Source organism: Streptomyces sp. B21-105 (assembly GCF_036898465.1).
Classification (GTDB): domain Bacteria; phylum Actinomycetota; class Actinomycetes; order Streptomycetales; family Streptomycetaceae; genus Streptomyces.
In genome coordinates, this window is sequence record NZ_JARUMJ010000001.1 from 7,918,037 (window position 1) to 7,940,682 (window position 22,646).

The following is a 22,646-nucleotide window of genomic DNA, read 5'->3' on the forward strand; positions in this document are numbered from 1 at the left end:
CCCATTGTTCTTTGCCTCCACTTGGCGCTAACTTCGAGACACCAGTGGGAGCGGTTCCATCAGTCGACGCGTCTGTCACGACGCGCCTGAGCTGCAAGGAGTCGCTCATGCGTCACCCCCCGCGTTCAGTACTTTTAGCCGTGGCCGGCACGAGCGCCCTTGTCGCGGGTGCCCTGTTACCGGTCGTCACGGCGCAAGGAGCGGCGCCTGCCTGCACGGTGGAGTACTCGGTCACCAGCCAGTGGGACACCGGTTTCCAGGGCGCCGTGAAGATCACCAACAACGCGGCGGCCGTGAGCAGTTGGAGTCTTGCCTTCGATTTCGCGGGCGGCCAGAAGGTCACCCAGGGCTGGAACGCCAAGTGGTCCCAGTCCGGGACGACGGTCACCGCCGCGAACGAGAGCTGGAACGGCTCCCTGGGCACGGGCGCGAGCGTCAGCGCGGGATTCATCGCCTCGAAGGCGGGGGCGAACGCCGTACCGACCACCTTCCGGCTCAACGGCACGACCTGCAACGCCGGCACCGACCCCACACCCACCCCTACACCCACCTCCACGCCGACCCCCACCGCACCGCCCTCGACCGTCCCGCCCGGCACCGGTGACGAGCCGCCCGCCCTGCACGTCTTGGGCAACAAGCTCGTGGACGCCGCCGGAAACACCCGCCGGCTGCTCGGCGTGAACCGCTCCGGCGGCGAGTTCATGTGCGTGCAGGGGCGCGGCATCTGGGACGGACCGGTCGACGACGCAGCCATCGCGGCGATCGCCGCCTGGCACGTCGGCACCGTCCGCATTCCGCTCAACGAGGAGTGCTGGCTGGGTCTTTCGAACATCGACCCCGCATACCGCGGCGCCACCTACGTCAACGCCGTGAAGGACCTGGTCGCCCGCGTCAAGGCGCACGGCATGACGCCGATCGTCGAACTGCACTGGACGTACGGCCAGTACACGGGCAACTCGGCCGGCTGTTCCGACGTGCACGCCGGCTGCCAGAAGCCGATGCCCGACATGCAGTACACGCCGTCGTTCTGGACGTCGGTCGCCAACGTCTTCAAGAACGACCAGAGCGTGGTCTTCGACCTGTTCAACGAGCCCTACCCGGACCGCGCCACCGCCACGACCGCCCAGGCGTGGCAGTGCTGGCGGGACGGCGGGACCTGCCCCGGCATCGGCTACGAGGTCGCCGGCATGCAGGACCTCGTCGACTCCGTACGGGCGACCGGGGCCAAGAACGTGATCCTGGCCGGCGGGATCGCCTACTCCAACGACCTCGGTCAGTGGCTGACCCACAAGCCCACCGACCCCACCGGCAATCTCGCCGCCGCGTACCACGTCTACAACTTCAACTCCTGTGCCAACGAGAACTGTTGGAACTCCACCCTCGCCCCCGTGGCCGCCCAGGTGCCGCTGGTGGCCGGGGAGATCGGCGAGAACACCTGCTCACATGGTTTCGTCGACCGCGTCATGAAGTGGTTCGACGATCGCGGCCTGTCGTACCTGGGCTGGACCTGGAACGCGTGGGACTGCTCCACCGGTCCGTCCCTCATCTCCGCCTACGACGGGACGCCCACGGCGTACGGCATCGGACTGCGCGACCATCTGCGCGCACTCGACGGATAGGCGCCACCCGGCAGAACAGCAGAACGGACAACACCCTCGACCACGAAGGAAACCCGCACTCATGAGCCGTAGCAGAACAGCGGTACTCGCCGCGCTGGCGCTGGTCGCCGGCGCCTCGGGGACGGCACTCGCCGTGGTCCCCGGTGACTCGGGGCTCGCCGCCGTCCCGTGCAGCGTCGACTACAAGGTGCAGAACGACTGGGGAAGCGGTTTCACCGCCGCCGTCACCGTCACCAACAACTCGGCTGCCAAGTCGAGTTGGGCGGTCAAGTGGTCGTACGCCGGCAGCCAGAAGGTCACCAACGCCTGGAACGCGAAGGTCACCCAGGCCGGTACGGCCGTCACCGCCGCCAATGAGACCTACAACGGGACGCTGGCGACCGGCGGTTCGGTCAGCTTCGGGTTCCAGGGCACCTACAGCGGCAGCAACGCCGTGCCGACCTCGTTCACCCTCGACGGGGCCACCTGCAACGTGGACGGCGGGACCGGTCCCACCGACCCCGGTCCGACGGACCCCGGCCCCACCGACCCCGGCCCCTCCAACAGGGTCGACAACCCCTACGCCGGCGCCAAGGTGTACGTGAACCCCGAATGGTCGGCGAACGCCGCCGCCGAGCCGGGCGGCAGCCGTATCTCCAGCCAGCCCACCGGTGTCTGGCTCGACCGCATCGCCGCCATCAACGGCGCAGGCGGCCACATGGGGCTGCGCGCCCACCTGGACGCGGCCCTCGCACAGAAGGGCAGCGGCGAAGAGGTCGTCCAGCTGGTCGTCTACGACCTCCCCGGGCGTGACTGCTCCGCCCTCGCCTCCAACGGCGAGCTCGGCCCGACGGAGATCGACAAGTACAAGACGCAGTTCATCGACCCGATCGCGGCGATCCTGTCCGACAGCAAGTACGCGGGGCTGCGGATCGTCACCACCGTCGAGATCGACTCGCTGCCCAACCTCGTCACCAACACGGGCAGCCGGCCGACCGCCACCCCGACCTGCGACGTTATGAAGGCCAACGGCAACTACGTGAAGGGCGTCGGCTACGCGCTGAACAAGCTCGGCGCCATTCCCAACGTCTACAACTACATCGACGCCGGTCACCACGGCTGGCTCGGCTGGGACGACAACTTCGCCGCCTCCGCCGAGATCATGTTCCAGGCCGCGAACGCCGAGGGCGCGACCGTCGACGACGTGCACGGCTTCATCACCAACACGGCGAACTACAGTGCCCTGAAGGAGAACAACTTCACCATCAACGACTCGGTGGCCGGCAAGTCGGTCCGTGAGTCCAAGTGGGTGGACTGGAACCGGTACACCGATGAGCTGTCGTACGCCCAGGCGTTCCGCAACCAGCTGGTCACGACCGGCTTCCGGTCCAACATCGGCATGCTGATCGACACCTCCCGCAACGGCTGGGGCGGCTCCGCCCGGCCCGCCGGCCCGGGCGCCACGACCAGCGTGGACACCTATGTGAACGGCGGACGTTACGACCGTCGGATCCACGTCGGCAACTGGTGCAACCAGTCCGGCGCCGGACTCGGCGAGCGCCCGAAGGCCGCTCCGGCTGCCGGGATCGACGCCTACGTCTGGATGAAGCCGCCGGGCGAGTCCGACGGTTCCAGCTCCGCCATCGCCAACGACGAGGGCAAGGGCTTCGACCGGATGTGCGACCCGACGTACACGGGCAACCCCCGCAACGGCAACAGCATGTCGGGCTCCCTGGCGAACGCACCGCTGTCCGGACACTGGTTCTCGGCCCAGTTCCAGCAGCTGATGCAGAACGCTTACCCCGCGCTGTAGGCGGCCGGTGAGCGGATCCGCACGACCGTGAAACAGGGGTGAAACGTGATCCGTCGGGCGGTCGGCCCTCCCGGGCCGGGCCCCGGCGGATCATTGTCCCGACGGCCGGGCGGGCCAGTCCAGCCGTTCCAGGACGCGGAAACGGGTGGAGAGGACAGGCGCAGAAACGGGCACAGAAAACGGGTGCGGAAACGGGTGCGGAGCGGCTTGCCGTCCGCGCCCGTCTTTTTGCCGTCCCGGCAACAGAAGTGGCCCTCCTCCGGTGCGTCGGCGCACGCTGACGGCACACCGGACGAGAGGCTGACCACCATGGCGCACCACCCGCACGCATCCCACGCCGACCAGGACACGCACGGCGACGGCCAACCGCACAGCCATGGCAATGGCAACGGCAACTGTCACCGCACCGACATCGACTGGGCCGAGCTGGCGCCGTATCTGGAGGCGCAGGCCGAACTCTTCACCCCTCTCTACGAGCGGGCCCTGTCCTGGCTCGGGAAGGAGGTGACCGAGCCCGGCCTGATCGTGGACGCGGGCAGCGGTCCCGGGGTCGTCTCCTGTCTGTTCGCCGAGACCTTCCCCGGGGCGCGCGTCCTGGCGGTCGACAGCTCCGAGCCGCTGCTCCGGCGGGCCGGGGAACGGGCGGCCCGACTCGGATACGCCGACCGGTTCGGCACCCTGGCCGGTGAACTGCCCGGCGTACTGGATGAGTTGGACTACCCGGCCAACCTGCTGTGGGCCGGGCGCAGCCTGCATCACCTGGGCGACCAGCGCGCCGCCCTGTCCGCCTTCGCGCAGCGCCTCGGGCCCGGCGGAACGCTGGCGATCATGGAGGGCGGACTGCCGACCCGGTTCCTGCCGCGCGACCTGGGCTTCGGGCGACCGGGCCTCGAGGCACGGCTCGACGCGCTGGAGGCGGAGCGGTTCGCGCGGATGCGGGCCGACCTGCCGGGCTCCGTGGCTGAGACGGAGGACTGGGCGGCGTTGCTCGGCGCCGTGGGCCTGAGGCGCAGCCGCAGCCGCAGCTTCCTGCTGGATCTGCCCGCGCCCGCCTCCGACCGGGCCCGCACCTACGTCGCGGAGAGCCTGTCCCGGCTGCGGGAAGGATTCGGCGAGGAGCTCGACCCCGTCGACCGCGCCACCGTCGACCGCCTCCTCGACCCGGACGACGAGGCGAGTGTGCACCGCCGGGCCGATGTCTTCGTGCTCGCCGCCCACACCGTGCACACCGCCGTACGGGCGGTCTGACGACGCAATCCGGTCATCGGTGATCGGTCATCGGTGACGGGAGATCGGTGTGCGGCGGGTGGGCCGGGGCGCTGAGCGGGCCGGCGGGCGGCCGGGCGTCGGCGGCAAGCACCGGCACGGCCGGGTTTCCGCTCCCGCAGGGACGCCCGTCAGGCGGTGCGGTTCACCGCGAACGCACGCTGGAAGATCACCGAGGGCGGGAAGCTGCTGCTGCCGGAGATCGGCGCGGTGGCGGTGTCATGGTCCCGAGCCCTGCCCGCGGTGCCGTCCTCGGTCACCGTGATCAAGGACGCAGCCGGACGGTCCTTCGCGTCCTCGTCGTCGACACCGATCCGGACGCCGATGCCGCCGTGATGCCCGCCACCGCCCAGAGCGTCGGTGTCGACCTGGGGCTGACCCGTTTCGCGGTCCTCTCCGACGGTACGAAGGTCGGCTCCCCGCGGTTTCTGCGCCGGGCGGAGAAGAAGCTGAAGAAGGCGCAGAAGGACCTCGCCCGCAAGCGGAAGGGGTCGAAGAACCGCGAGAAAGCGAGAGGGAGGGTCGCCCGGGCGCACGCGAAGGTCGCCGACGCGCGCCGCGAGTTCCACCACCAGCTCTCCACGAAGCTGATCCGCGAGAACCAAGCGGTCGCGGTGGAGGACCTGGCGGTCAGGGCACTGGCGCGCACGAGGCCGGCCAAGAGCGTGCACGACGCGGGCTGGTCACAGTTCACGGCCACGCTCGCGTACAAGGCGGAGCGGTACGGTCGCACCTTCGTCAAGATCGACCGGTTCGAGCCGACCGGCCAGGTCTGCTCCGCCTGCGGCCATAGTGACGGTCCCAAACCCCTCGACGTGCGCGAGTGGACCTGCCCCGCCTGCGGGACCGTCCACGACCGCGACGTGAACGCTGCACAGAACGTGAAACAGGCCGCCGGACCGGCGGTGACAGCCTGCGGAGCGCGGGTAAGACGCGGGACTCGTCCCGGCACAGCGCGAAGAAACAGGAAGCCACGGAATCCCTACAGGAATCTGTGCCGCATAGCGGCACGGCACCCCGTAGGGACGGCCGGAATCCTCGGGCTTCAGCCCGAGGAGCATGTCAAAGCCCGTGCGGGACGCGCCGGTCGGACCCGGCTGCCGCCGTCGAGGCGTGCGCGCGGGCGGTCGGCGGGCACGGCACTAGGCGTGACGGAGGTGCGCCGCTGCCTCTGCGCCTACTGCCCTGTCTGTGAGGGCACTTGACTTCGAGAGCGCTCCAGCTGATGGACTCCCCGCGGTGCACCGACACCGAACACCGAACACCGAACACGGAACACAGGGGAAGCCATGACCGACTCTCCGGTCACACTGATCACCGGCGGCGGCAGCGGCATCGGGGCCGCAGTTGCACGGCAACTGCTGGACCTCGGGCACCGGGTCGCCGTCACCGGCCGGGGCGAGGAGCGGCTGCGCGCGTTCGCCGCGGACCTCGGCGACCCGAAGGCCCTGTCGACGTTCGCCGGGAACGCCGCCGACTACGACAGCGTACGGTCGGCGGTGGACCGTACCCTCGACGCCTACGGTCGACTGGACGCGGTCGTCGCCAACGCGGGGACCGCCACCCATGACTCGGTCGCCGAGGGCGACCCGGCCGGGTGGACCGAGATGGTGCTGACCAACGTCCTCGGGCCCGCGCTGCTCATCCGGGCGTCGATCGACGCGCTGAAGGAGACCCGGGGACGGATCGTGCTGGTCGGCAGCGTCGCCGGCTTCGTGCCCACCCCGGGCAACCTGTACGGCGCGACCAAGTACGCGGTTACCGGACTTGCGGAGAACACTCGCCGCCAGGTCACCGAGTGGGGCGTCGGCGTGACGCTGGTCGCGCCCGGCCGGGTGGAGACCCCGTTCTGGGACAGCTACGGCAGCCTGCCGCCCGGCCATCTGCTGACCGCGGACCAGATCGCCGACTCCGTCGTGTGGGCCCTGCGGCAGCCCGCCGGAGTCGACGTCAACACCGTCGTCGTCCGGCCGATCGGGCAGCCCAACTGACGAGCCGCGCGACGCGCCGAGGGCGCCCCGGGCGGGGGCGCCCTCGATGCGAGTGGGGACCGTCAGCCGACGTCGAACGTGGCCGGGTCCGGACCGATGCGACGATCCTCGTTCAGGGCGCTGATCGCCGCGAGGTCCTCGGTGTCCAGGCTGAAGTCGAACACGTCGATGTTCTCCTTGATCCGCGACGGCGTCACGGACTTCGGGATCACCACGTTGCCGAGCTGGAGGTGCCAGCGCAGCACCACCTGGGCCGGCGTGCGGTCGTGCTTGCGGGCGATGGCCACCACCGCCGGGACCTCGAGCAGGCCCTTGCCCTGGCCGAGCGGGGACCAGGCCTCGGTGGCGATGCCCCGATCCGCGTGGAACGCGCGGGACTCCTGCTGCTGCAGATGCGGGTGCAGCTCGATCTGGTTGACGGCCGGCACGACCGACGTCTCGTCGATCAACCGCTCGAGGTGCTCCGGCAGGAAGTTCGACACGCCGATCGCCTTGACGCGGCCGTCGGCGAGGAGCTTCTCGAAGGCCTTGTACGTGTCGACGTACTGACCGCGGGCCGGCCGCGGCCAGTGGATCAGGTACAGGTCCACGTAGTCCAGGCCGAGCTTTGCCAGGGAAGCGTCGAAGGCGCGCAGCGTCGCGTCGTGTCCCTGGTCGGCGTTCCAGAGCTTCGTGGTGACGAAGACGTCCCGGCGGGGCACGCCGGAGGCGGCGAGGGCCTTGCCGGTGCCCTCCTCGTTGCCGTAGATCGCCGCTGTGTCGATGCTGCGGTACCCGGCCTCCAGTGCGGTGGTGACCGCCTGCTCCGCCTCGTCGTCCGGCACCTGCCAGACCCCGAAGCCCAGCTGGGGCATCTCGACGCCGTTGTTGAGGATGATCGGGGGACCTTGCTGCTCACGAGCTCTTGATCCTTCGGTTGTCCGTCAAGGGGTACAGCCATCGTCAACGATCACGACGGTCGATGCATTCCAGGTGTTCCTCCCCCTCCGGTACCCGCTCCCCGCCCGTCCAAGTCCTGAGGCCCCCTCCGACTCAGGAGTCCCGGGGACGTCGCAGGCTCAGGAGTTGTACAGCGCCTCGACCTCGTCCGCGTAAGCGTTCTCGATCGCCTTGCGCTTCAGTTTCAGTGACGGGGTCAGCAGCCCGTGTTCCTCGCTGAAGGGCTGGCCGAGGATGCGGAACGTGCGGATCGACTCCGCTTTCGAGACCAGCGTGTTGGCGGCCACCACCGCGCGGCGCACCTCTGCCTCCAGGTCGGCGTCGTGGACCAGCTCCGCGGGTGTCATCTGCGGCTTGTCGCGCATCTCCAGCCAGTGTTCGACGGCCTCGTGGTCGAGCGTGATCAGGGCGGCCACGAACGGCCGGTCGTTGCCCACCAGGAGGCACTGGTGGACCAGGGGGTGGTCGCGCACCCGCTCCTCCAGCAGCCCGGGCGCGACGCTCTTGCCCCCGGAGGTGACCAGGATCTCCTTCTTGCGGCCGGTGATGGTGAGATACCCGTCCTCGTCCAGGGCACCGAGGTCGCCGGTGGCCAGCCAGCCGTCGTGCAGCGCCTCGTCGGTGGCCTTGGGGTTGTTGAGGTACCCCTGGAAGACGTTGTCGCCGCGCAGCCAGATCTCGCCGTCGTCCGCGATGTGCACGGTCATGCCGGGGATGGGCTGGCCGACTGTGCCGTACCGGGTGCGCCCGGGCGGGTTCGCGGTCGCCGCCGCTGTCGTTTCCGTCAGGCCGTAGCCCTCGTAGATCTGCACGCCCGCGCCGGCGAAGAAGAGGCCGAGTCTGCGGTCCATGGCCGAGCCGCCGGACATCGCCTGCCGCACCCGGCCGCCCATGGCCGCGCGCAGCTTGGAGTAGACGAGCTTGTCGAACAGCTGGTGCTGCATGCGCAGCCCGGCCGACGGCCCCGGTCCGGTGCCCCAGGCCTTCGCCTCGATCGCCTCGGCGTAGTGCACGGCCACGTCGACGGCCTTCTCGAACGGCCCCGCCCTGCCTTCCCGTTCCGCCTTGCGCCGGGCGGAGCCGAACACCTTCTCGAAGATGTAGGGCACGGCCAGGAAGAACGTCGGGCGGAACGCCTGCAGGTCGGGGAGCAGCGCGGCCGCGTTGAGCTGCGGCTGGTGGCCGAAGCGGACCCTGCCGCGGATCGCGGCGATCTGCACCATCCGCCCGAAGACGTGCGCCAGGGGCAGGAACAGCAGGGTCGCCGCCTCGTCCCCTTTCCTGGAGTGGAACACCGGCTCCCAGCGTTCGATGACGGTGTCCGCCTCGAACATGAAGTTGCCGTGCGAGACGACGCAGCCCTTGGGCCGGCCGGTGGTCCCGGAGGTGTAGATGATCGTCGCGGTCGAGTCGGGGGTGACCGCCTCCCGGTGCCGGTGGACCACGTCGTCCTCGATGGCCGCGCCCGCGTCGTACAGCTCCTGCACGCAGCCCGAGTCCAGCTGCCACAGCTGTCGCAGCTGCGGGAGGCGGTCGATGACGGTGGCGATCGTCATCGCGTGGTCCTCGTGCTCGACGACGGCGGCGGTGCACTCGGCGTCGTAGAGCATCCAGAAGCACTGCTCGGCGGACGAGGAAGGGTAGACCGGCACCACCTGGGCGCCGATGGTCCACAGGGCGTAGTCGAACAGGGTCCACTCGTAGCGGGTGCGGGACATGATCGCGACGCGGTCGCCGAACCGGATGCCCCCGGCGAGGAGGCCTTTGGCCAGGGCGAGGACCTCGTCGCGGAACTCGGCGGAGGTGACGTCGCGCCATTCGCCGCGCTCGTCCTTGCGGCCGAGCGCGATGTAGTGCGGGTCGTCCTGGGCGTGCTGGAAGACGACGTCGGCCAGGCCGCCGACCGGCGGTGGCAGCGCCAACGCAGGGTTGGTGAACTCCCGCAAACTTCGCACCCCGCTTCCGCACCCCGTTTCTCATGGCCGCACAGCGCCGTGAAAGCTACCCCACCCGGCGACGGGGCGGGAGGGGTGCAAAAGGCGGGCGACGTTCCAGTTCGTGCTGGTCAGGGCGGGAAAAAGGGTTCACAAGGGGAAGGGTCGGACACAAAGCTGACGGTTGAGTAAGTTTCGGTACCGTAATCTCCACCGAATCTGCCCCTACCGCTTACGCCACCCGCCCCTCCCGCTGAGCCCCTCCTGCCGAGCCCCTCGCGGCGCGGAGCGGCGGGGCCCCGCCCGGGGGCGAGCCCGGGCCGGCGGGCGGTCACGCGGCCGGTTGCGGGGCGGTAGGCGGTTACGGGACGAGTTGCGGGGCGGTGTCGCGGCGCGCGTGCGGGGCGAGGTCGGTCGTGGGGCAGTAGGCGGTTACGGGACGGGTGGCGGGGCGGTGCCGCGGCGCGGCGGGTGGCGGCGAGGCCGGTCGTGGGGCGGTAGGCGGTTACGGGACGGGTGGCGAGGCCGTGGGTGGGGCGGTGGGCAATTGCGTGGCGCGTTGCGAGGCGGCGGGTCGTCGGTGCAGACGGTCGCCGCCTGCCAGGATCGCCGCTGCCAGAGCGTCGGCGGCGCTCTCGGCCGACGTGCGTCTGCGCCCGTGCACCAGCACGAAGTCGACCCTGCCCAGCTCGGGCAGCCCGGCCCGGTCCGGGATCCGCACCAGACCGGGCGGGATCAGGCCCCGGGAGTGCGCCATCACGCCCAGGCCCGCGCGGGCCGCGGCGATGAGACCGTTCAGGCTTCCGCTCGTGCACACGATCCGCCAGGGCCGCCCCTGGCGCTCCAGCGCCTCCAGCGCCAGGGCGCGGGTGATGCCCGGCGGCGGGAACACGATCAGCGGGACCGGTCGTCCGGCGTCCAGGCGCACCCGTTCCGCGCCGATCCAGACCAGCTCGTCGTGCCACACCGGCTCGCCGCGCGGATCCTCTGGGCGTCGCTTGGCCAGCACCAGGTCCAGTCTTCCCGCGGCGAGCCGCTCGTGCAGGGTGCCCGACAACTCCACCGTCAGCTCCAGATCGACCTCGGGGTGATCGGAGCGGAAACTTTCCAGAATCTCCGGCAACCGGGTCAGCACGAAGTCCTCGGACGCGCCGAAGCGCAGCCGGCCGCGCAGCCGGGTGCCGGTGAAGAACGCGGTGGCCTGCTCGTGGACGTCCAGGATCCGGTGCGCGAACCCGAGCATCGCCTCACCGTCCTCGGTCAGTTCCACCGAGTGCGTGTCCCGGGTGAACAGGACGCGTCCGGTCGCCTCCTCCAGTCGCCGCACGTGCTGACTGACGGTGGACTGGCGTAGCCCGAGCCGCCGCGCCGCCTGCGTGAAACTGAGCGTCTGGGCCACGGCGAGGAAGGTACGCAGATGGGAGGGGTCATACACACCGCCAGCCTAGCCTTGTCATCGTGATCCGTGATGACAGTGAGAGCGGTGTACGGGATTCCCGATCACGGACCGGGGGAGGACGATGGCTCGAGAAGGACGACGGCTCGACACGGACGACGGCTCCGCCGACGGTGCGGCGCGCGCAACGGGGTCGTAAGCCTTTTCAGGAACAAGCACCCCTTCGAACAGCACGTGGAGCACCGTGAAACGCTTGCAGTGGCCGAGTCGGATGCCGCTCGACCCCTACATCCTGCTGTTGCTCGCGACCGTCGGGCTCGCCGCGCTGTTTCCGGCGCGTGGCGGCGGCGCCGATGTGGCTTCCGGCGCCTCGACCGCGGCCATCGCCGTCCTCTTCTTCCTGTACGGCGCCCGCCTGTCCACCCGCGAGGCGCTGGACGGACTGAAGCACTGGCGACTGCATGTGACGGTTCTGGCCTGCACGTTCGTGGTCTTCCCGCTGCTCGGCCTGGCCGCCCGCGGCCTCGTGCCGGTCTTCCTCACCCACCCGCTCTACCAGGGGCTGCTGTTCCTGACCCTCGTCCCGTCGACCGTCCAGTCGTCGATCGTCTTCACCTCGATCGCCCGCGGCAACGTGCCTGCGGCGATCTGCGCGGGCTCCTTCTCGTCGCTGGTCGGCATCGTCGTCACCCCGCTGCTGGCGGCGGCCCTGCTCGGCAGCAGCGGCGGTGGTTTCTCCGCGGACTCGATCGTCGAGATCGTGCTGCAACTGCTCGTGCCGTTCCTCGCGGGGCAGGTGCTGCGCCGCTGGATCGGCGGCTTCGTCACCCGGCACAAGAAGGTGCTCTCATTCGTCGACCGCGGTTCGATCCTCCTCGTCGTCTACACCGCTTTCAGCGAGGGCATGGTCCAGGGCATCTGGCACCAGGTGAGCGCGGCGCGGCTGGGCGCGCTGCTCGTGGTCGAGGCCGTGCTGCTCGCGGTGATGCTCACCCTCACCTGGTACGGCGGCAGGGCGCTGCGGTTCGGCCGGGCGGACCGGATCGCCCTGCAGTTCGCCGGCTCCAAGAAGTCCCTGGCCGCCGGACTGCCCATGGCGAGCGTCCTGTTCGGCGCGCACGCCTCCCTCGCGGTACTGCCGCTGATGCTCTTCCACCAGATGCAGCTCATGGTCTGCGCGGTCATCGCCAAGCGACGGGCCCGCGATCCGCTGGAGCCGCCGCGCGAACACACCGGCGAGCGGACGTCGGCAACGGCGTGAAACGGCGTCGGGGCGGGGCCAGGGTGGGGTCAGGGCCGGGGGCCCGGCAGGGAGAAACCGTTACGACGGCTGCGCCCGACCTTCGCGCGCCCGTGAGGCGCACTGCTCGCGCCCCGCAGTCCGAGAAGTGCAGCAGTTCACGCGTCTGTTGATCCGGATCTCCGGCACGGACGGCTGACGGGGGATAACGTTCCGTCATGACCGTCCCTCTCGCGCTCGATCCCGCGCGCACCGCACTGATCCTCGTCGATCTGATGGACCGCATCGTCGCCCTCCCCCTGGCGCCCCGCAAGGGTGCCGAAGTGCTGGTGGCGGCACAGGAGTTGGCGGACTCCTTCCGCTCGGCCGGAGCCCTCGTCGTGCTCGTCCGCGTCGAGCGTCCGGGGGTCGCCGAGCAGCCGTCCGGCAGCGGACTGGTCCAGGGGCTGGCACGGGACGGCGACGTGGAGATCGTCAAACGCACGATCGGCGCCTTCCAGGGGACCGGACTGGACGAGCGTCTGCGTGAACGGGGCGTCACCACCTGCGTGTTCGCGGGCATCGCGACGAATCTTGGCGTAGAGTCCACCGCTCGCGCCGCCGGTGACCTCGGCTACGAGCTGGTCTTCGTCGAGGACGCGATGGCGGCCCTCACCGGGCCCGAGCACGAGGCGTCCGTGAAGCTCGACTTCCCCCGGCTCGGCACCGTGGCCCGCGCGGCCGACGTGCGCTTCGCGCGCGGCTGAGCCGGCGTCGGCACGGCACGGGGCGGGCGGCGGGCTGAGGAGGGCGCCGGCGGACGGCGCGAGGGGCGGCGGGCTCCGGACGCCCGGCGAGACGCCGCCCGGCCGGCCGACTGGGGCACCGCCCGACGGCGGGGCCGGAGCGCGAAAGCAGGCGATCCGACGGCGGCCCAAGACACGGCACGGGGAGGCGCGGCGCCGGGCACTCCGAAGCCGGAGGCGCGCCAGGGAACGGTCCGGCACAGGGGCAGGCCGGGCAAGGGCAGGGCCTGGCCAGTGGCGCGGGTTCCGGGACTGGGCGCCGGGCCGGATCCCGGATGAGCGTGGCGTGCCTGCAGCGGGTTCCTTGCGGCGCGCAGGGGGCGCTCCCCACCGGCCGCTGCCCCACCGGCCGGGCCTCGCCGGCCGGATGCGCGCTGGCCGGGCCCCCGCTGGGGGTGCGCGCCGGCCTCGGCCCCACGGCCCGGAGCCCTGCCGGTCGGGGCCCTGCGGCCCGGAGCCCCGCCGGTTGGAGCCTCGCGTCGGGTCTCGCTGGCCGGGGGCGTGCCGGCCGCGGGCGTGCTGGTCAGGGACTCGCGGTTGTGGCGTGGGGAACCGGGTCAGCCCTGGGCGGCCGCCGTGCTGAGGGCTATGCGGTCCTCTCCCGCGTACACGTTCATGGAGCTGCCACGCAGGAAGCCCACCAGGGTCAGCCCGGTCTCCGCGGCCAGGTCCACCGCCAGCGAGGAGGGCGCGGAGACCGCCGCGAGCACCGGGATGCCCGCCATCACCGCCTTCTGCGCCAGCTCGAACGAGGCCCGGCCCGAGACCATCAGGATCGCCCGCGACAGTGGCAGGTCGCCGTTCTGCAGGGCGCGGCCGACCAGCTTGTCCACCGCGTTGTGCCGGCCCACGTCCTCCCGGACGTCGAGCAGTTCGCCGTCCTCGGAGAACAGGGCCGCGCCATGCAGCCCCCCGGTCCGGTCGAACACCCGCTGGGTCGCGCGCAGCCGGTCGGGGAGGACGGCGAGCAGCTCGGGCCCGATCCGCAGCGGGGGAGTGTCGGCGACGGGCCAGCGCGTCGTCGTGCGGACCGCGTCCAGGCTCGCCTTGCCGCACAGGCCGCAGGAGGAGGTGGTGTAGACGTTGCGCTCGAGGGTGACGTCGGGGATCGCCACCCCGGGCGCAGTGCGCACGTCCACCACGTTGTAGGTGTTGCTCCCGTCGGCTGTGGCGCCCGCGCAGTAGACGATGTTCTGGAGGTCGTCCTGCTCGGCCAGCACGCCCTCGCTGACCAGGAAGCCGGCGGCCAGCGCGAAGTCGTCACCGGGCGTGCGCATCGTGATCGCCAGCGGCTTTCCGTTGAGCCGGATCTCCAGCGGCTCCTCGGCGACCAGGGTGTCCGGGCGGGTGGAGACCACGCCGTCCCTGATGCGGACCACCTTGCGTCGTTCGGTGACTCGTCCCATGTCGTGATCAGCCCCGGTTCTGTACGTGCTGGTAGCCGAAGCGGCCCTGGATGCAGAGGTTGCCGTGGGTCACCGGGTTGTCGTGCGGTGACGTGACCTTCACGATCTCATTGTCCTGCACATGGAGCGTGAGACCGCGGCCCACCCCTCCGACCCACCCCACCCCAGCCCACCCCGCAGCCGGACGGTCGGGCGGTCGGAAGCTCCGACCGTTCGGCGCATCCCGCCTACCGCTCACCGCAAACGCCCGTCGCTCCCCCTTCTCAGTGTCAGAAACAGGTTTCTACCGTTCAGGTTTCATGAGTCCCCCCATCGCACCGCCCGGCTGGAGCCGTTGGCTCGTCCCCCCGGCCGCCCTCTCGGTCCACCTCTCCATCGGTCAGGCCTACGCCTGGTCCGTGTTCAAACCGCCGCTGGAGTCCGCGCTCGGCCTCAGCGGCACGCAGAGCGCGCTTCCGTTCCAGCTCGCCATCGTGATGCTCGGCCTGTCCGCGGCCTTCGGCGGCACCCTGGTCGAGCGCAACGGGCCGCGCTGGGCGATGACCGTCGCCCTGGTCTGTTTCTCATCCGGTTTCCTGATCTCGGCCCTCGGCGCCGCCGTCGAGCAGTACTGGCTGATCGTCCTCGGCTACGGCTTCGTCGGCGGAATCGGGCTGGGAATCGGTTACATCTCGCCCGTCTCCACCCTGATCAAGTGGTTCCCGGACCGTCCCGGCATGGCCACCGGAATCGCCATCATGGGCTTCGGCGGCGGCGCGCTCATCGCCTCCCCCTGGTCGGCGCAGATGCTCCAGTCGTTCGGCTCCGACAGCTCGGGCATCGCCCTCGCGTTCCTCGTGCACGGTCTGTCGTACGCGGTCTTCATGACGTTGGGCGTCCTGCTGGTGCGGGTGCCGCGCGGTGAGCGGCCGGTCGCCGGCGCGCCGAGCGCCGTCGAGGGCGTGCAGGTCTCGGCGCGCAGCGCGGTGCGCACCCCGCAGTTCTGGTGCCTGTGGATCGTGCTCTGCATGAACGTGACCGCCGGCATCGGCATCCTCGAGAAGGCCGCGCCCATGATCTCGGACTTCTTCGCCGACACCTCCACCCCGGTCTCGGCCTCCGCGGCCGCCGGCTTCGTCGCCCTGCTGTCCGCGGCCAACATGGCCGGCCGGATCGGCTGGTCGTCCACCTCCGACCTCGTCGGGCGCAAGAACGTCTACCGTCTGTACCTGGGCGCCGGCGCCCTGATGTACGCCCTCATCGCCCTGATCGGCGACTCGTCGAAACCGCTTTTCGTCCTGTGCGCGCTGGTGATCCTCTCCTTCTACGGCGGGGGCTTCGCGACCATTCCCGCCTACCTCAAGGACCTGTTCGGGACCTATCAGGTGGGCGCGATCCACGGTCGGCTGCTCACGGCGTGGTCGACGGCCGGGGTGCTGGGTCCGCTGATCGTCAACTGGATCGCCGACCGCCAGGAGGCGGCCGGCAAGGACGGCTCGTCGCTGTACACCCTGTCCCTGTTCATCATGATCGGGCTGCTGGCCGTCGGTTTCGTCGCCAACGAGCTCGTCCGGCCCGTCGACGTCCGCCACCACGTACCCGCCCAGAGGAAGGCAGCCGATGCCGAACGACAGCAGCCCGAGTCCGCAGCCTGACCGGCGGCCGTTGACCGCCTTCGCCTGGCTGTGGGTGGGCGCGCCGCTTGTTTACGGGCTGTACGAGCTCGTGCGGAAGGCGACGCAGCTCTTCACCGGTTAGCGGTGATCTGGGGGCGCGTGTTCGGCGGGCGGGCGTTCGGCAGCTGCTCGGGCGTCCGAGAGCTATGGGGAAGCCGACAACCGGGGAACCGGTTTCCTGTCGCTTCACGCGCCCTCGTACCGGTGAGTCACTGATCAGACTGGTGGATCCCGCAACCCACGGCAACGAGGGGACCCCCCGAATGAACGGCTCGCGCATCACCGCCGTCGGCCACTACCAGCCCGCCAAGGTGCTCACCAACGAGGACCTGGCGGAACTGGTGGACACCAATGACGAGTGGATCAGGAGCCGGGTGGGCATCCGCACGCGCCACATCGCCGGTCCCGACGAGCCGGTGGACGAGCTCGCCGCGCACGCCGCGGCCAAGGCGCTCGCCACGGCGGGCCTCGCGCCGGACGAGATCGATCTGGTGCTCGTCGCCACCTCCACGGCCGTCGACCGCTCGCCCAACATGGCCGCGAGGGTCGCCGCCCGCCTCGGCATCCCGCAGCCCGCAGCGATGGACGTCAACGTCGTCTGCGCCGGCTTCACCCACGCGCTGGCCACCGCCGACCACACCCTCCGGGCCGGCGCCGCCACCCGGGCCCTGGTCATCGGCGCCGACAAGATGTCCGAGGTGACGGACTGGAGCGACCGCACCACCTGCGTGCTCGTCGGCGACGGAGCGGGCGCCGCCGTGGTCGAGTCCTGTCCCGACGGCGTCGAGCCCGGGATCGGGCCAGTGCTGTGGGGCTCGGTGCCCGAGATGGGGCACGCGGTGCGCATCGAGGGGCAGCCGGCCCGGTTCGCTCAGGAGGGGCAGAGCGTCTACCGCTGGGCCACCACCCGGCTGCCGCCGCTCGCCCGGCAGGCCTGCGAGCGGGCGGGATTCAAGCCCGAGGACCTGGCCGCCGTCGTTCTGCACCAGGCTAACCTGCGCATCATCGAGCCCCTCGCGGCGAAGATCGGAGCCGTCAACGCGGTCGTCGCGCGTGACGTCACCGAGTCGGGCAACACCTCCGCCGCCAGCATCCCGCTCGCCTTCTCCAAGCTCGTCGAGCAGGGCGCCGTCTCCACGGGCGACCCGGTGCTGCTGTTCGGCTTCGGCGGCAACCTGTCGTACGCCGGCCAGGTCGTACGCTGCCCGTGACCGCGTGCCGCGTGACCGCGTGCCGCGTGACCGCGTGACACGGCGAGGGGCGAGGGGCGAGCGGTGACACTGCCCCGGCCGGCGGGGGCCGCCCGGTGTACGGTCGTCCGCGCTCGGCCGACCACGGCCGTTCGCGACGTCGTCCGATGCGCCGCTCCGGCCGCGGTCGCCCGGCGCTTGCCCAGGAGGGGACCCGACCGATGTTGTCGCCAGGACTGCCGCAGGGCGCGGTGCCCAAGCTCGAACGGCCGGGCCCGCTGCGCGACCGCGTCTACGAGGCACTGCTCGAACTCATCACCACGCGTGCTCTGCAGCCCGGACGGCACCTCGTCGAGAGCGAACTCGCCAGTCACCTCGGCGTCTCACGGCAGCCGGTGCGTGAGGCGCTGCAGCGGCTGAACACCGAGGGCTGGGTCGATCTCCGGCCGGCCCAGGGTGCGTTCGTGCACGAGCCGACCGCGGAAGAGGCGGACCAACTCCTCGCCGTGCGCACCCTGCTGGAGACCGAAGCCGCACGTCTCGCGGCGGTTCACGCGGACGAGTCCGGCATCGCCGCCCTGAACGAGATCCTGACGCAGAGCGTGTCGGCCGGCACCGAGAACGCCGAGAACGCCGAGAACGACGTGGACGCCGAGAACGCTCGGGACGCCCGCTTCCACGCCAAGGTCATGGAGCTCGCGGGGAACGCGGTCCTCGCAGGGCTGGCGGCCCAGGTCGACCGCCGGGTGCGCTGGTACTGCCCGCCGATCGCACGGCAGCGCGGTCACCGGTCGTGGATCGAGCACCGCGACCTGATCGCGGCCATCGCCGACCGCGACGAACAGCGGGCCGCCCGGCTGATGCGCGAGCACACCGAGCACACCCGGCGGACCTGGGCCGCCGTTACCCTGCGCGGCCAGCGGATATGCAGGTGAGAGCCACCCCGAAAGCTTGGTATTGTTGTCCGTGTCGCCGCGGGGAACGCCTCGTCCGCGACATCACCTGGTCCGGGTGGCGGAATGGCAGACGCGCTAGCTTGAGGTGCTAGTGCCCTTTATCGGGCGTGGGGGTTCAAGTCCCCCCTCGGACACTCTCACTCTCCGTATCGAGCGGATTTCGCTCGGTAGTAATTCAATGGCCCGTATTCGGCGTTCGCCGGATGCGGGTTTTTGTTGTTTTCGGTATCGATTGGCTCCGAATGTCACGGAAGGCCGCTTATCGGTTGTCGTGTCGCGCTGCTTGATGCGGCCGTAACAAAGGCGGTCGCCCGGCCGTTCAACCGTCGCCCACCAGTACGGCTGACGGATCGTCAATGTTCATCTCGGTGGCCATATTGGCGGTCTGGTGTTCCTTCTTGTGGTGATACGATCACGCTCGCTTGTGAGCGGGCGGATGGGTGCAAGACGACATCTCCGGCTACGGGGGGCAGTCCGGGCGGTCGTCCGGTGCGGGCGGTCCGCCGGTCCACCCGCGTTGACGGGAATTCAGCAAATGGCCGTCAGTCGCCTGAAGAGAGTCTTATGACTGATTACATACAGAACCCGGTACTCTGGGCTCTCCTCGCCGCCGTACTCATCGCAGTCGCCCTGATTGTTCGCCAGCGCAGGGCGGCGCGGGCCTTAAGGCAGGAGATCGCGGGGCTCAGATCCCACTACTCCGCGTTGGAAAACGAGTACGCGCAATCTGTCGAGGCTGCTCAGGAAAGAGCCGAAGAGGCTACGAAAACGGTCCTCAAGTCCGCGATGCGGACCCTTCAGGGCCTCGCCGCGGAACAGCAGTTGATCGTTTCCCGGCTGCAGAACAAGTACGGCGAGTCGGTCATCCTCCAGGACCTCCTGGAGATCGACCACACCAACTCGCAGTTCGGCCGGCGCGCCCAGTCCATCGCGGTGCTCTGCGACGGATGGCTGGGACGCGCGCGCGATGTCGCGTCCGTGTACGACGTGGTGCGCAGCGCCCAGGGCAGGGTGCGGCACTACCGGCGGGTGGAGATCCTCTCCCAGGTCGACTTCGGCATCACGAGCCGTGCCGTCGAGCCCGTCGCACTGGCCCTCGCCGAGCTGCTCGACAACGCCACGAGCTATTCCAGCCCGGACACCGTCGTCGAGATCAACATTCGCACCGTGCCCAAGGGCATCTGCATCGTCGTCGACGACGCCGGTGTCGGTATGAACGACGAGGAGCGGGCCCGCGCGGACAAACTCCTGTCGACCGAGCGCGTGTCGGGCGTCTCCGGCCTCGGCAACCCCCCGCAGTTCGGCTTCGCGGTGATCGGCGTGCTCAGCGAGCGCTTCGGCTTCGAGGTGTCCGTGGACTCCACCTCGCCGTACGGAGGCGTTCGCGCCGTTCTCCTCCTGCCGCACGACCTGCTCACCAACGCACCCGAGCAGAAGGAACCGGCTCCGGTCGTTCCCGCTGCCTCGCCCGCCCCCGTAGGCGGCGGCCCCGAGACCGCGCTGACCGCGACCACCACGTCCGACGGCCTGCCGAGGCGGCGCCGCAAGCGGCCGATGGCCATCGTGCCCGGCAGCGCGTCGAACGCCTCCGGCTCCTCCCGCACGGGAGCGGAGACGGCGGCGATCATGGGCGCCTTCCAGCGCGGCACCCGGTCGGGCCGGGCCGCGCAGACGGACCCCGCGGAACAGTCGAGCACCCGTGGTGCAAGCAGCGAAGGGCATGAGTTCTCGTGATTGACGATCTGTCATGGATGCTTGACAGCGCCCTGGAGATTCCCGGGGCCCTGCACGCCGTCCTGATCTCCGCGGACGGCCTGCTGATGGCGCGGACGCAGGACTTCGACAAGGACGACGCGGACCGGGTGGCCGCCGCGATGAGCGGTGTGCAGTCGCTCAGCCGCTCTCTCGCCTTCTTCTGCGAGGACCCGCAGATGCGCTGGCGCCAGACGCTGGTCGAGTTCGAAGGCGGGTGGGTCTTCCTGATCTCCGCCGGTGAGGGCGCCTACCTCGGCGTCTCCGCCTCCCCGGACGTCGACATGGCGGACATCACCTTCCGGATGCAGCAGCTCGTCGGCCAGCTCGGCAAGGCGCTCACCACGCCGCCGCGCGAGAACCTCGGCGTGCGGTCATGACGGGCTACGGCGAACTCGAGCCGCAGACGCCGGAGTTAGTGCGTCCGTACGTCATCACCAAGGGTCGCGGGCTGCCCGACGAAGGGCAGCTGTCCCTCATCACGCTGGTCACGGCGGCCGCCGACCACGAGCAGCGGCCCACCAGGCTGTCCCCCGAGGAACAGAAGCTGCTGGACCTGTGCGAGGCCGGCTACCTCTCGGTCGCAGAGATCGCCGGGCACACCCAACTGCCCCTGGGAGTGGTGAAGATCCTCCTGGCCGCGCTCACCGAGGGCGGCTATCTCATCACCCGCCCGCCCGTCCAGCGGGCTCCGCTCGCCGACCGGGACATCCTGGAGGAGGTGCTGAATGGTCTCAGGGCCAAGTTTGGATGAGCAGGCGTACGTCAGGCGCGGTGAGACGCAGACGGCCGTCAAGATCCTCGTCGTGGGCCACTTCGCGGTCGGCAAGACCACGTTCATCGGGGCGATCTCCGAGATCGAGCCGCTGTCGACCGAGGAGACGATGACCCGGGCGGCCGAGGCGGTCGACGACCTCAAGGGCGTCCAGGGCAAGACCACCACCACGGTCGCCATGGACTTCGGCCGGCTGACCATCAGCGACCGGGTCGTGCTGTACCTGTTCGGAACGCCGGGCCAGCAGCGTTTCGTGCAGATGTGGGAGGACATGGCACGCGGCGCGCTCGGCGCGCTGGTGCTCGTCGACCCCGAGCGGCTCGCGGACTCCTTCGCCGTGATCGACCTGATCGAACAGTACGGACTCGACTACGCCATCGCCGTCAACCACTTCGACGGCGCCCCGCCGCGGGACGAGAACGCTCTGCGCGAAGCACTCGACCTGCTCGACGACACCCCCGTCGTCACCTGCGACGCGCGAGACGAGCGGTCGTCGGCCGACGCGCTGATCACCCTCGTCCGTCATCTGCAGGACCGTGCACACTAGGAGCACACATGGAACAACCCACCGCACCCGTGCCCCCGCCCGGGTGCCCGGCGCACCAGGCCGACGGCAGAGTGCCGTTGTACGGACCGGAGTTCGCGGCCGACCCGCAGGCCTACTACACCTACCTGCGCCACTACGGGCCCACCGCGCCCGTCGAGCTGTCACCGGGGGTGGAGGCCACCCTCGTCACGGACTACGCCTTCGCCCTGCAACTGCTCCAGGACTCCGGCGCGTTCCGTAAGGACGCGCGCCGCTGGCGGGACCTCAACGAAGGCCGCATCCCCGCGGACAGCCCGGTCGGGCCGCTGCTGTCCTACCGGCCCAACGCCATGTTCAGCGACGGCGCCGAGCACCACCGGCTGCGCCAGGCGATCACGGACAGCATGGCGCGCGTCGACTCGCGCAAGCTGAGCCAGACCACCGAGCAGGTCTCCAACTACCTGATCTCGCAGTTCGGTTCACGTGGCTCGGCCGATCTGCTCGGCGACTACGCCAAGCAGCTGCCGCTGTTCGTGTTCAACGAGCTGTTCGGCTGCACCGCCGACATCGGGGACCGCGTCGTCTTCGGCATCACCGGCATGTTCGACGGTGTGAACGCCGAGCAGGCGGTCGGGGTGATGTTCGGGGCCATCGGTGAACTCGTCGCGCTCAAGCGGTCCAAGCCCGGCGACGACGTCCCCTCGTGGCTGATGCAGCACCCGGCCAAGCTCACCGACGAGGAGATGGTCCACCAGATCGCCCTGCTGCTGGTGGCGGGCAACGAGCCGCTGCGCAACCTCATCGGCAACACACTGCACCGCCTGCTCACCCACGACGCGTACGCCCACCAGGGCGGTCTGATCGACGAGGCGATCGACGACACGCTGTGGGAGAACCCGCCGATGCAGAACCTCGGCGCCCACTACCCGGCGTCCGACATGGAGTTCGCCGGGCAGAAGCTGCACGCCGGCGACCTCGTGATGGTCAGCTACGCCGCGGCCAACACCGGCCCGGCGCTGACGGCGGCACGCCAGGCCGGCAGCAACCGCGCCCACCTCGCCTGGAGCGCGGGCCCGCACGCCTGCCCGTCCAAGGAACCCGCCCGGCAGATCACCGTGACGGCCATCGAGAACCTGCTGAACAAGCTGCCCGACGTCGAGCTGGCGGTGCCCACCGAGAGCCTGACCTGGCGGCCGGGCCCCTTCAACCGCGGACTCACGGTGCTGCCCGCCAAGTTCACCCCGGTGCAGATCGTCCAGCGGCCCGCGCCGGCCCGCAGCCAGGCCCCGGCACGTCCGCAGTACACCGCCCCGGCGGGCGGCAGGAACGAACGGGGAGGCGTGTGGAGCCAGTTCCTCAACTGGCTGACGAGGTGATTCACACAACACCTGCCAATCCCTCACCACTGCATGACGATTCAACCT

At 70.3% G+C, this 22,646-nt stretch carries 19 protein-coding genes, 1 tRNA gene and 2 pseudogenes; 17 read left to right on the forward strand and 5 right to left on the reverse strand.

Features of this window, described 5'->3' with window-relative positions:
• The first annotated feature begins 107 nt into the window (after positions 1-107).
• The 5 genes and pseudogenes from QA802_RS35440 to QA802_RS35460 all read left to right on the forward strand — a co-directional run bounded on the left by QA802_RS35440 (position 108) and on the right by QA802_RS35460 (position 6,668).
• The gene (locus QA802_RS35440) at positions 108-1,619 is read left to right on the forward strand and encodes a cellulase family glycosylhydrolase (protein WP_334531560.1); all 1,512 of its coding nucleotides are present in this window, start codon (positions 108-110) and stop codon (positions 1,617-1,619) included.
• 61 nt (positions 1,620-1,680) lie between these two features.
• Positions 1,681-3,411 (forward strand): glycoside hydrolase family 6 protein, encoded by a 1,731-nt coding sequence (locus QA802_RS35445; RefSeq protein ID WP_334531563.1) that lies wholly within the window; start codon positions 1,681-1,683, stop codon positions 3,409-3,411.
• Between the two features lie 309 nt (positions 3,412-3,720).
• The gene (locus tag QA802_RS35450; RefSeq protein ID WP_334531566.1) at positions 3,721-4,659 is read left to right on the forward strand and encodes a class I SAM-dependent methyltransferase; all 939 of its coding nucleotides are present in this window, start codon (positions 3,721-3,723) and stop codon (positions 4,657-4,659) included.
• Between the two features lie 120 nt (positions 4,660-4,779).
• Positions 4,780-5,682 (forward strand): annotated as a pseudogene (locus QA802_RS35455) (RNA-guided endonuclease InsQ/TnpB family protein); the annotation flags it as partial.
• A 284-nt stretch (positions 5,683-5,966) separates the two neighbouring features.
• Complete coding sequence (locus QA802_RS35460; RefSeq protein ID WP_334531569.1) at positions 5,967-6,668, forward strand: SDR family oxidoreductase; 702 nt, start codon at positions 5,967-5,969, stop codon at positions 6,666-6,668.
• A 62-nt stretch (positions 6,669-6,730) separates the two neighbouring features.
• On the opposite strand, the gene QA802_RS35465 is transcribed toward QA802_RS35460, so the two are convergent.
• The 3 genes from QA802_RS35465 to QA802_RS35475 all read right to left on the reverse strand — a co-directional run bounded on the left by QA802_RS35465 (position 6,731) and on the right by QA802_RS35475 (position 10,976).
• Positions 6,731-7,522, reverse strand: a complete 792-nt coding sequence (locus QA802_RS35465) for an aldo/keto reductase (protein WP_334531571.1) — start codon at positions 7,520-7,522, stop codon at positions 6,731-6,733.
• Between the two features lie 204 nt (positions 7,523-7,726).
• On the reverse strand, positions 7,727-9,553 hold the full coding sequence (locus tag QA802_RS35470) for an AMP-dependent synthetase/ligase (RefSeq protein ID WP_334535073.1): 1,827 nt from the start codon (positions 9,551-9,553) through the stop codon (positions 7,727-7,729).
• A gap of 493 nt (positions 9,554-10,046) precedes the next feature.
• Complete coding sequence (locus QA802_RS35475) at positions 10,047-10,976, reverse strand: LysR substrate-binding domain-containing protein (protein ID WP_334531573.1); 930 nt, start codon at positions 10,974-10,976, stop codon at positions 10,047-10,049.
• Positions 10,977-11,181: 205 nt separating this feature from the next.
• Here QA802_RS35475 and QA802_RS35480 point away from each other — a divergent pair, with 205 nt between their 5' ends.
• Both QA802_RS35480 and QA802_RS35485 read left to right on the forward strand, forming a co-directional pair.
• Positions 11,182-12,198, forward strand: a complete 1,017-nt coding sequence (locus QA802_RS35480) for a bile acid:sodium symporter family protein (RefSeq protein WP_334531577.1) — start codon at positions 11,182-11,184, stop codon at positions 12,196-12,198.
• 197 nt (positions 12,199-12,395) lie between these two features.
• Positions 12,396-12,923, forward strand: coding sequence for an isochorismatase family protein (locus tag QA802_RS35485; RefSeq protein ID WP_334531580.1), 528 nt, complete (start codon positions 12,396-12,398; stop codon positions 12,921-12,923).
• Between the two features lie 596 nt (positions 12,924-13,519).
• Here the strand turns inward: QA802_RS35485 and fdhD are convergent.
• Together fdhD and QA802_RS35495 are read right to left on the reverse strand one after the other, a co-directional pair.
• Positions 13,520-14,368 carry a formate dehydrogenase accessory sulfurtransferase FdhD gene (fdhD, locus tag QA802_RS35490; protein WP_334531584.1) on the reverse strand — a complete coding sequence of 283 codons (849 nt, stop codon included), beginning with the start codon at positions 14,366-14,368 and terminating at the stop codon, positions 13,520-13,522.
• Between the two features lie 7 nt (positions 14,369-14,375).
• Positions 14,376-14,516: pseudogene (locus QA802_RS35495) on the reverse strand (2Fe-2S iron-sulfur cluster-binding protein); the annotation flags it as partial.
• Between the two features lie 151 nt (positions 14,517-14,667).
• Here QA802_RS35495 and QA802_RS35500 point away from each other — a divergent pair.
• From QA802_RS35500 to QA802_RS35540, 10 genes are all read left to right on the forward strand, one after another.
• The gene (locus tag QA802_RS35500) at positions 14,668-16,002 is read left to right on the forward strand and encodes an OFA family MFS transporter (protein WP_334531587.1); all 1,335 of its coding nucleotides are present in this window, start codon (positions 14,668-14,670) and stop codon (positions 16,000-16,002) included.
• Positions 15,968-16,105 (forward strand): MFS transporter small subunit, encoded by a 138-nt coding sequence (locus QA802_RS41775; protein WP_443042222.1) that lies wholly within the window; start codon positions 15,968-15,970, stop codon positions 16,103-16,105. Before QA802_RS35500 ends, QA802_RS41775 begins: the two co-directional genes overlap by 35 nt.
• A gap of 181 nt (positions 16,106-16,286) precedes the next feature.
• Complete coding sequence (locus tag QA802_RS35505; protein WP_319170363.1) at positions 16,287-17,234, forward strand: beta-ketoacyl-ACP synthase III; 948 nt, start codon at positions 16,287-16,289, stop codon at positions 17,232-17,234.
• 200 nt (positions 17,235-17,434) lie between these two features.
• Entirely contained in the window at positions 17,435-18,148 is a 714-nt protein-coding gene (locus QA802_RS35510; RefSeq protein ID WP_334531592.1) for a GntR family transcriptional regulator, read from the forward strand.
• Between the two features lie 70 nt (positions 18,149-18,218).
• Positions 18,219-18,303: transfer RNA gene (locus QA802_RS35515), tRNA-Leu, on the forward strand.
• 430 nt (positions 18,304-18,733) lie between these two features.
• A complete protein-coding gene (locus QA802_RS35520) occupies positions 18,734-19,903 on the forward strand; it encodes an ATP-binding protein (protein ID WP_319170365.1) in 1,170 nt (389 codons plus the stop codon).
• Entirely contained in the window at positions 19,900-20,301 is a 402-nt protein-coding gene (locus QA802_RS35525; RefSeq protein ID WP_319170366.1) for a roadblock/LC7 domain-containing protein, read from the forward strand. Before QA802_RS35520 ends, QA802_RS35525 begins: the two co-directional genes overlap by 4 nt.
• Positions 20,298-20,675 carry a DUF742 domain-containing protein gene (locus QA802_RS35530; protein WP_319170367.1) on the forward strand — a complete coding sequence of 126 codons (378 nt, stop codon included), beginning with the start codon at positions 20,298-20,300 and terminating at the stop codon, positions 20,673-20,675. Before QA802_RS35525 ends, QA802_RS35530 begins: the two co-directional genes overlap by 4 nt.
• Positions 20,650-21,243 (forward strand): GTP-binding protein, encoded by a 594-nt coding sequence (locus QA802_RS35535; protein WP_319170368.1) that lies wholly within the window; start codon positions 20,650-20,652, stop codon positions 21,241-21,243. The genes QA802_RS35530 and QA802_RS35535 overlap by 26 nt, the downstream gene beginning before the upstream one ends.
• A gap of 8 nt (positions 21,244-21,251) precedes the next feature.
• Positions 21,252-22,598 carry a cytochrome P450 gene (locus QA802_RS35540; protein WP_319170369.1) on the forward strand — a complete coding sequence of 449 codons (1,347 nt, stop codon included), beginning with the start codon at positions 21,252-21,254 and terminating at the stop codon, positions 22,596-22,598.
• The last annotated feature ends 48 nt before the right edge of the window (positions 22,599-22,646 follow it).

Bases quoted from the DNA above. Each gene is read 5' to 3' on its own strand.
- QA802_RS41775 (WP_443042222.1), top strand. From the start codon at position 15,968: ATGCCGAACGACAGCAGCCCGAGTCCGCAGCCTGACCGGCGGCCGTTG.
- QA802_RS35530 (WP_319170367.1), top strand. From the start codon at position 20,298: ATGACGGGCTACGGCGAACTCGAGCCGCAGACGCCGGAGTTAGTGCGT.
- QA802_RS35450 (WP_334531566.1), top strand. From the start codon at position 3,721: ATGGCGCACCACCCGCACGCATCCCACGCCGACCAGGACACGCACGGC.
- QA802_RS35440 (WP_334531560.1), top strand. From the start codon at position 108: ATGCGTCACCCCCCGCGTTCAGTACTTTTAGCCGTGGCCGGCACGAGC.
- QA802_RS35500 (WP_334531587.1), top strand. From the start codon at position 14,668: ATGAGTCCCCCCATCGCACCGCCCGGCTGGAGCCGTTGGCTCGTCCCC.
- QA802_RS35485 (WP_334531580.1), top strand. From the start codon at position 12,396: ATGACCGTCCCTCTCGCGCTCGATCCCGCGCGCACCGCACTGATCCTC.
- QA802_RS35460 (WP_334531569.1), top strand. From the start codon at position 5,967: ATGACCGACTCTCCGGTCACACTGATCACCGGCGGCGGCAGCGGCATC.
- QA802_RS35510 (WP_334531592.1), top strand. From the start codon at position 17,435: ATGTTGTCGCCAGGACTGCCGCAGGGCGCGGTGCCCAAGCTCGAACGG.
- QA802_RS35505 (WP_319170363.1), top strand. From the start codon at position 16,287: ATGAACGGCTCGCGCATCACCGCCGTCGGCCACTACCAGCCCGCCAAG.
- QA802_RS35445 (WP_334531563.1), top strand. From the start codon at position 1,681: ATGAGCCGTAGCAGAACAGCGGTACTCGCCGCGCTGGCGCTGGTCGCC.
- QA802_RS35540 (WP_319170369.1), top strand. From the start codon at position 21,252: ATGGAACAACCCACCGCACCCGTGCCCCCGCCCGGGTGCCCGGCGCAC.
- QA802_RS35535 (WP_319170368.1), top strand. From the start codon at position 20,650: ATGGTCTCAGGGCCAAGTTTGGATGAGCAGGCGTACGTCAGGCGCGGT.
- QA802_RS35465 (WP_334531571.1), bottom strand. From the start codon at position 7,522: ATGCCCCAGCTGGGCTTCGGGGTCTGGCAGGTGCCGGACGACGAGGCG.
- QA802_RS35520 (WP_319170365.1), top strand. From the start codon at position 18,734: ATGACTGATTACATACAGAACCCGGTACTCTGGGCTCTCCTCGCCGCC.
- fdhD (WP_334531584.1), bottom strand. From the start codon at position 14,368: ATGGGACGAGTCACCGAACGACGCAAGGTGGTCCGCATCAGGGACGGC.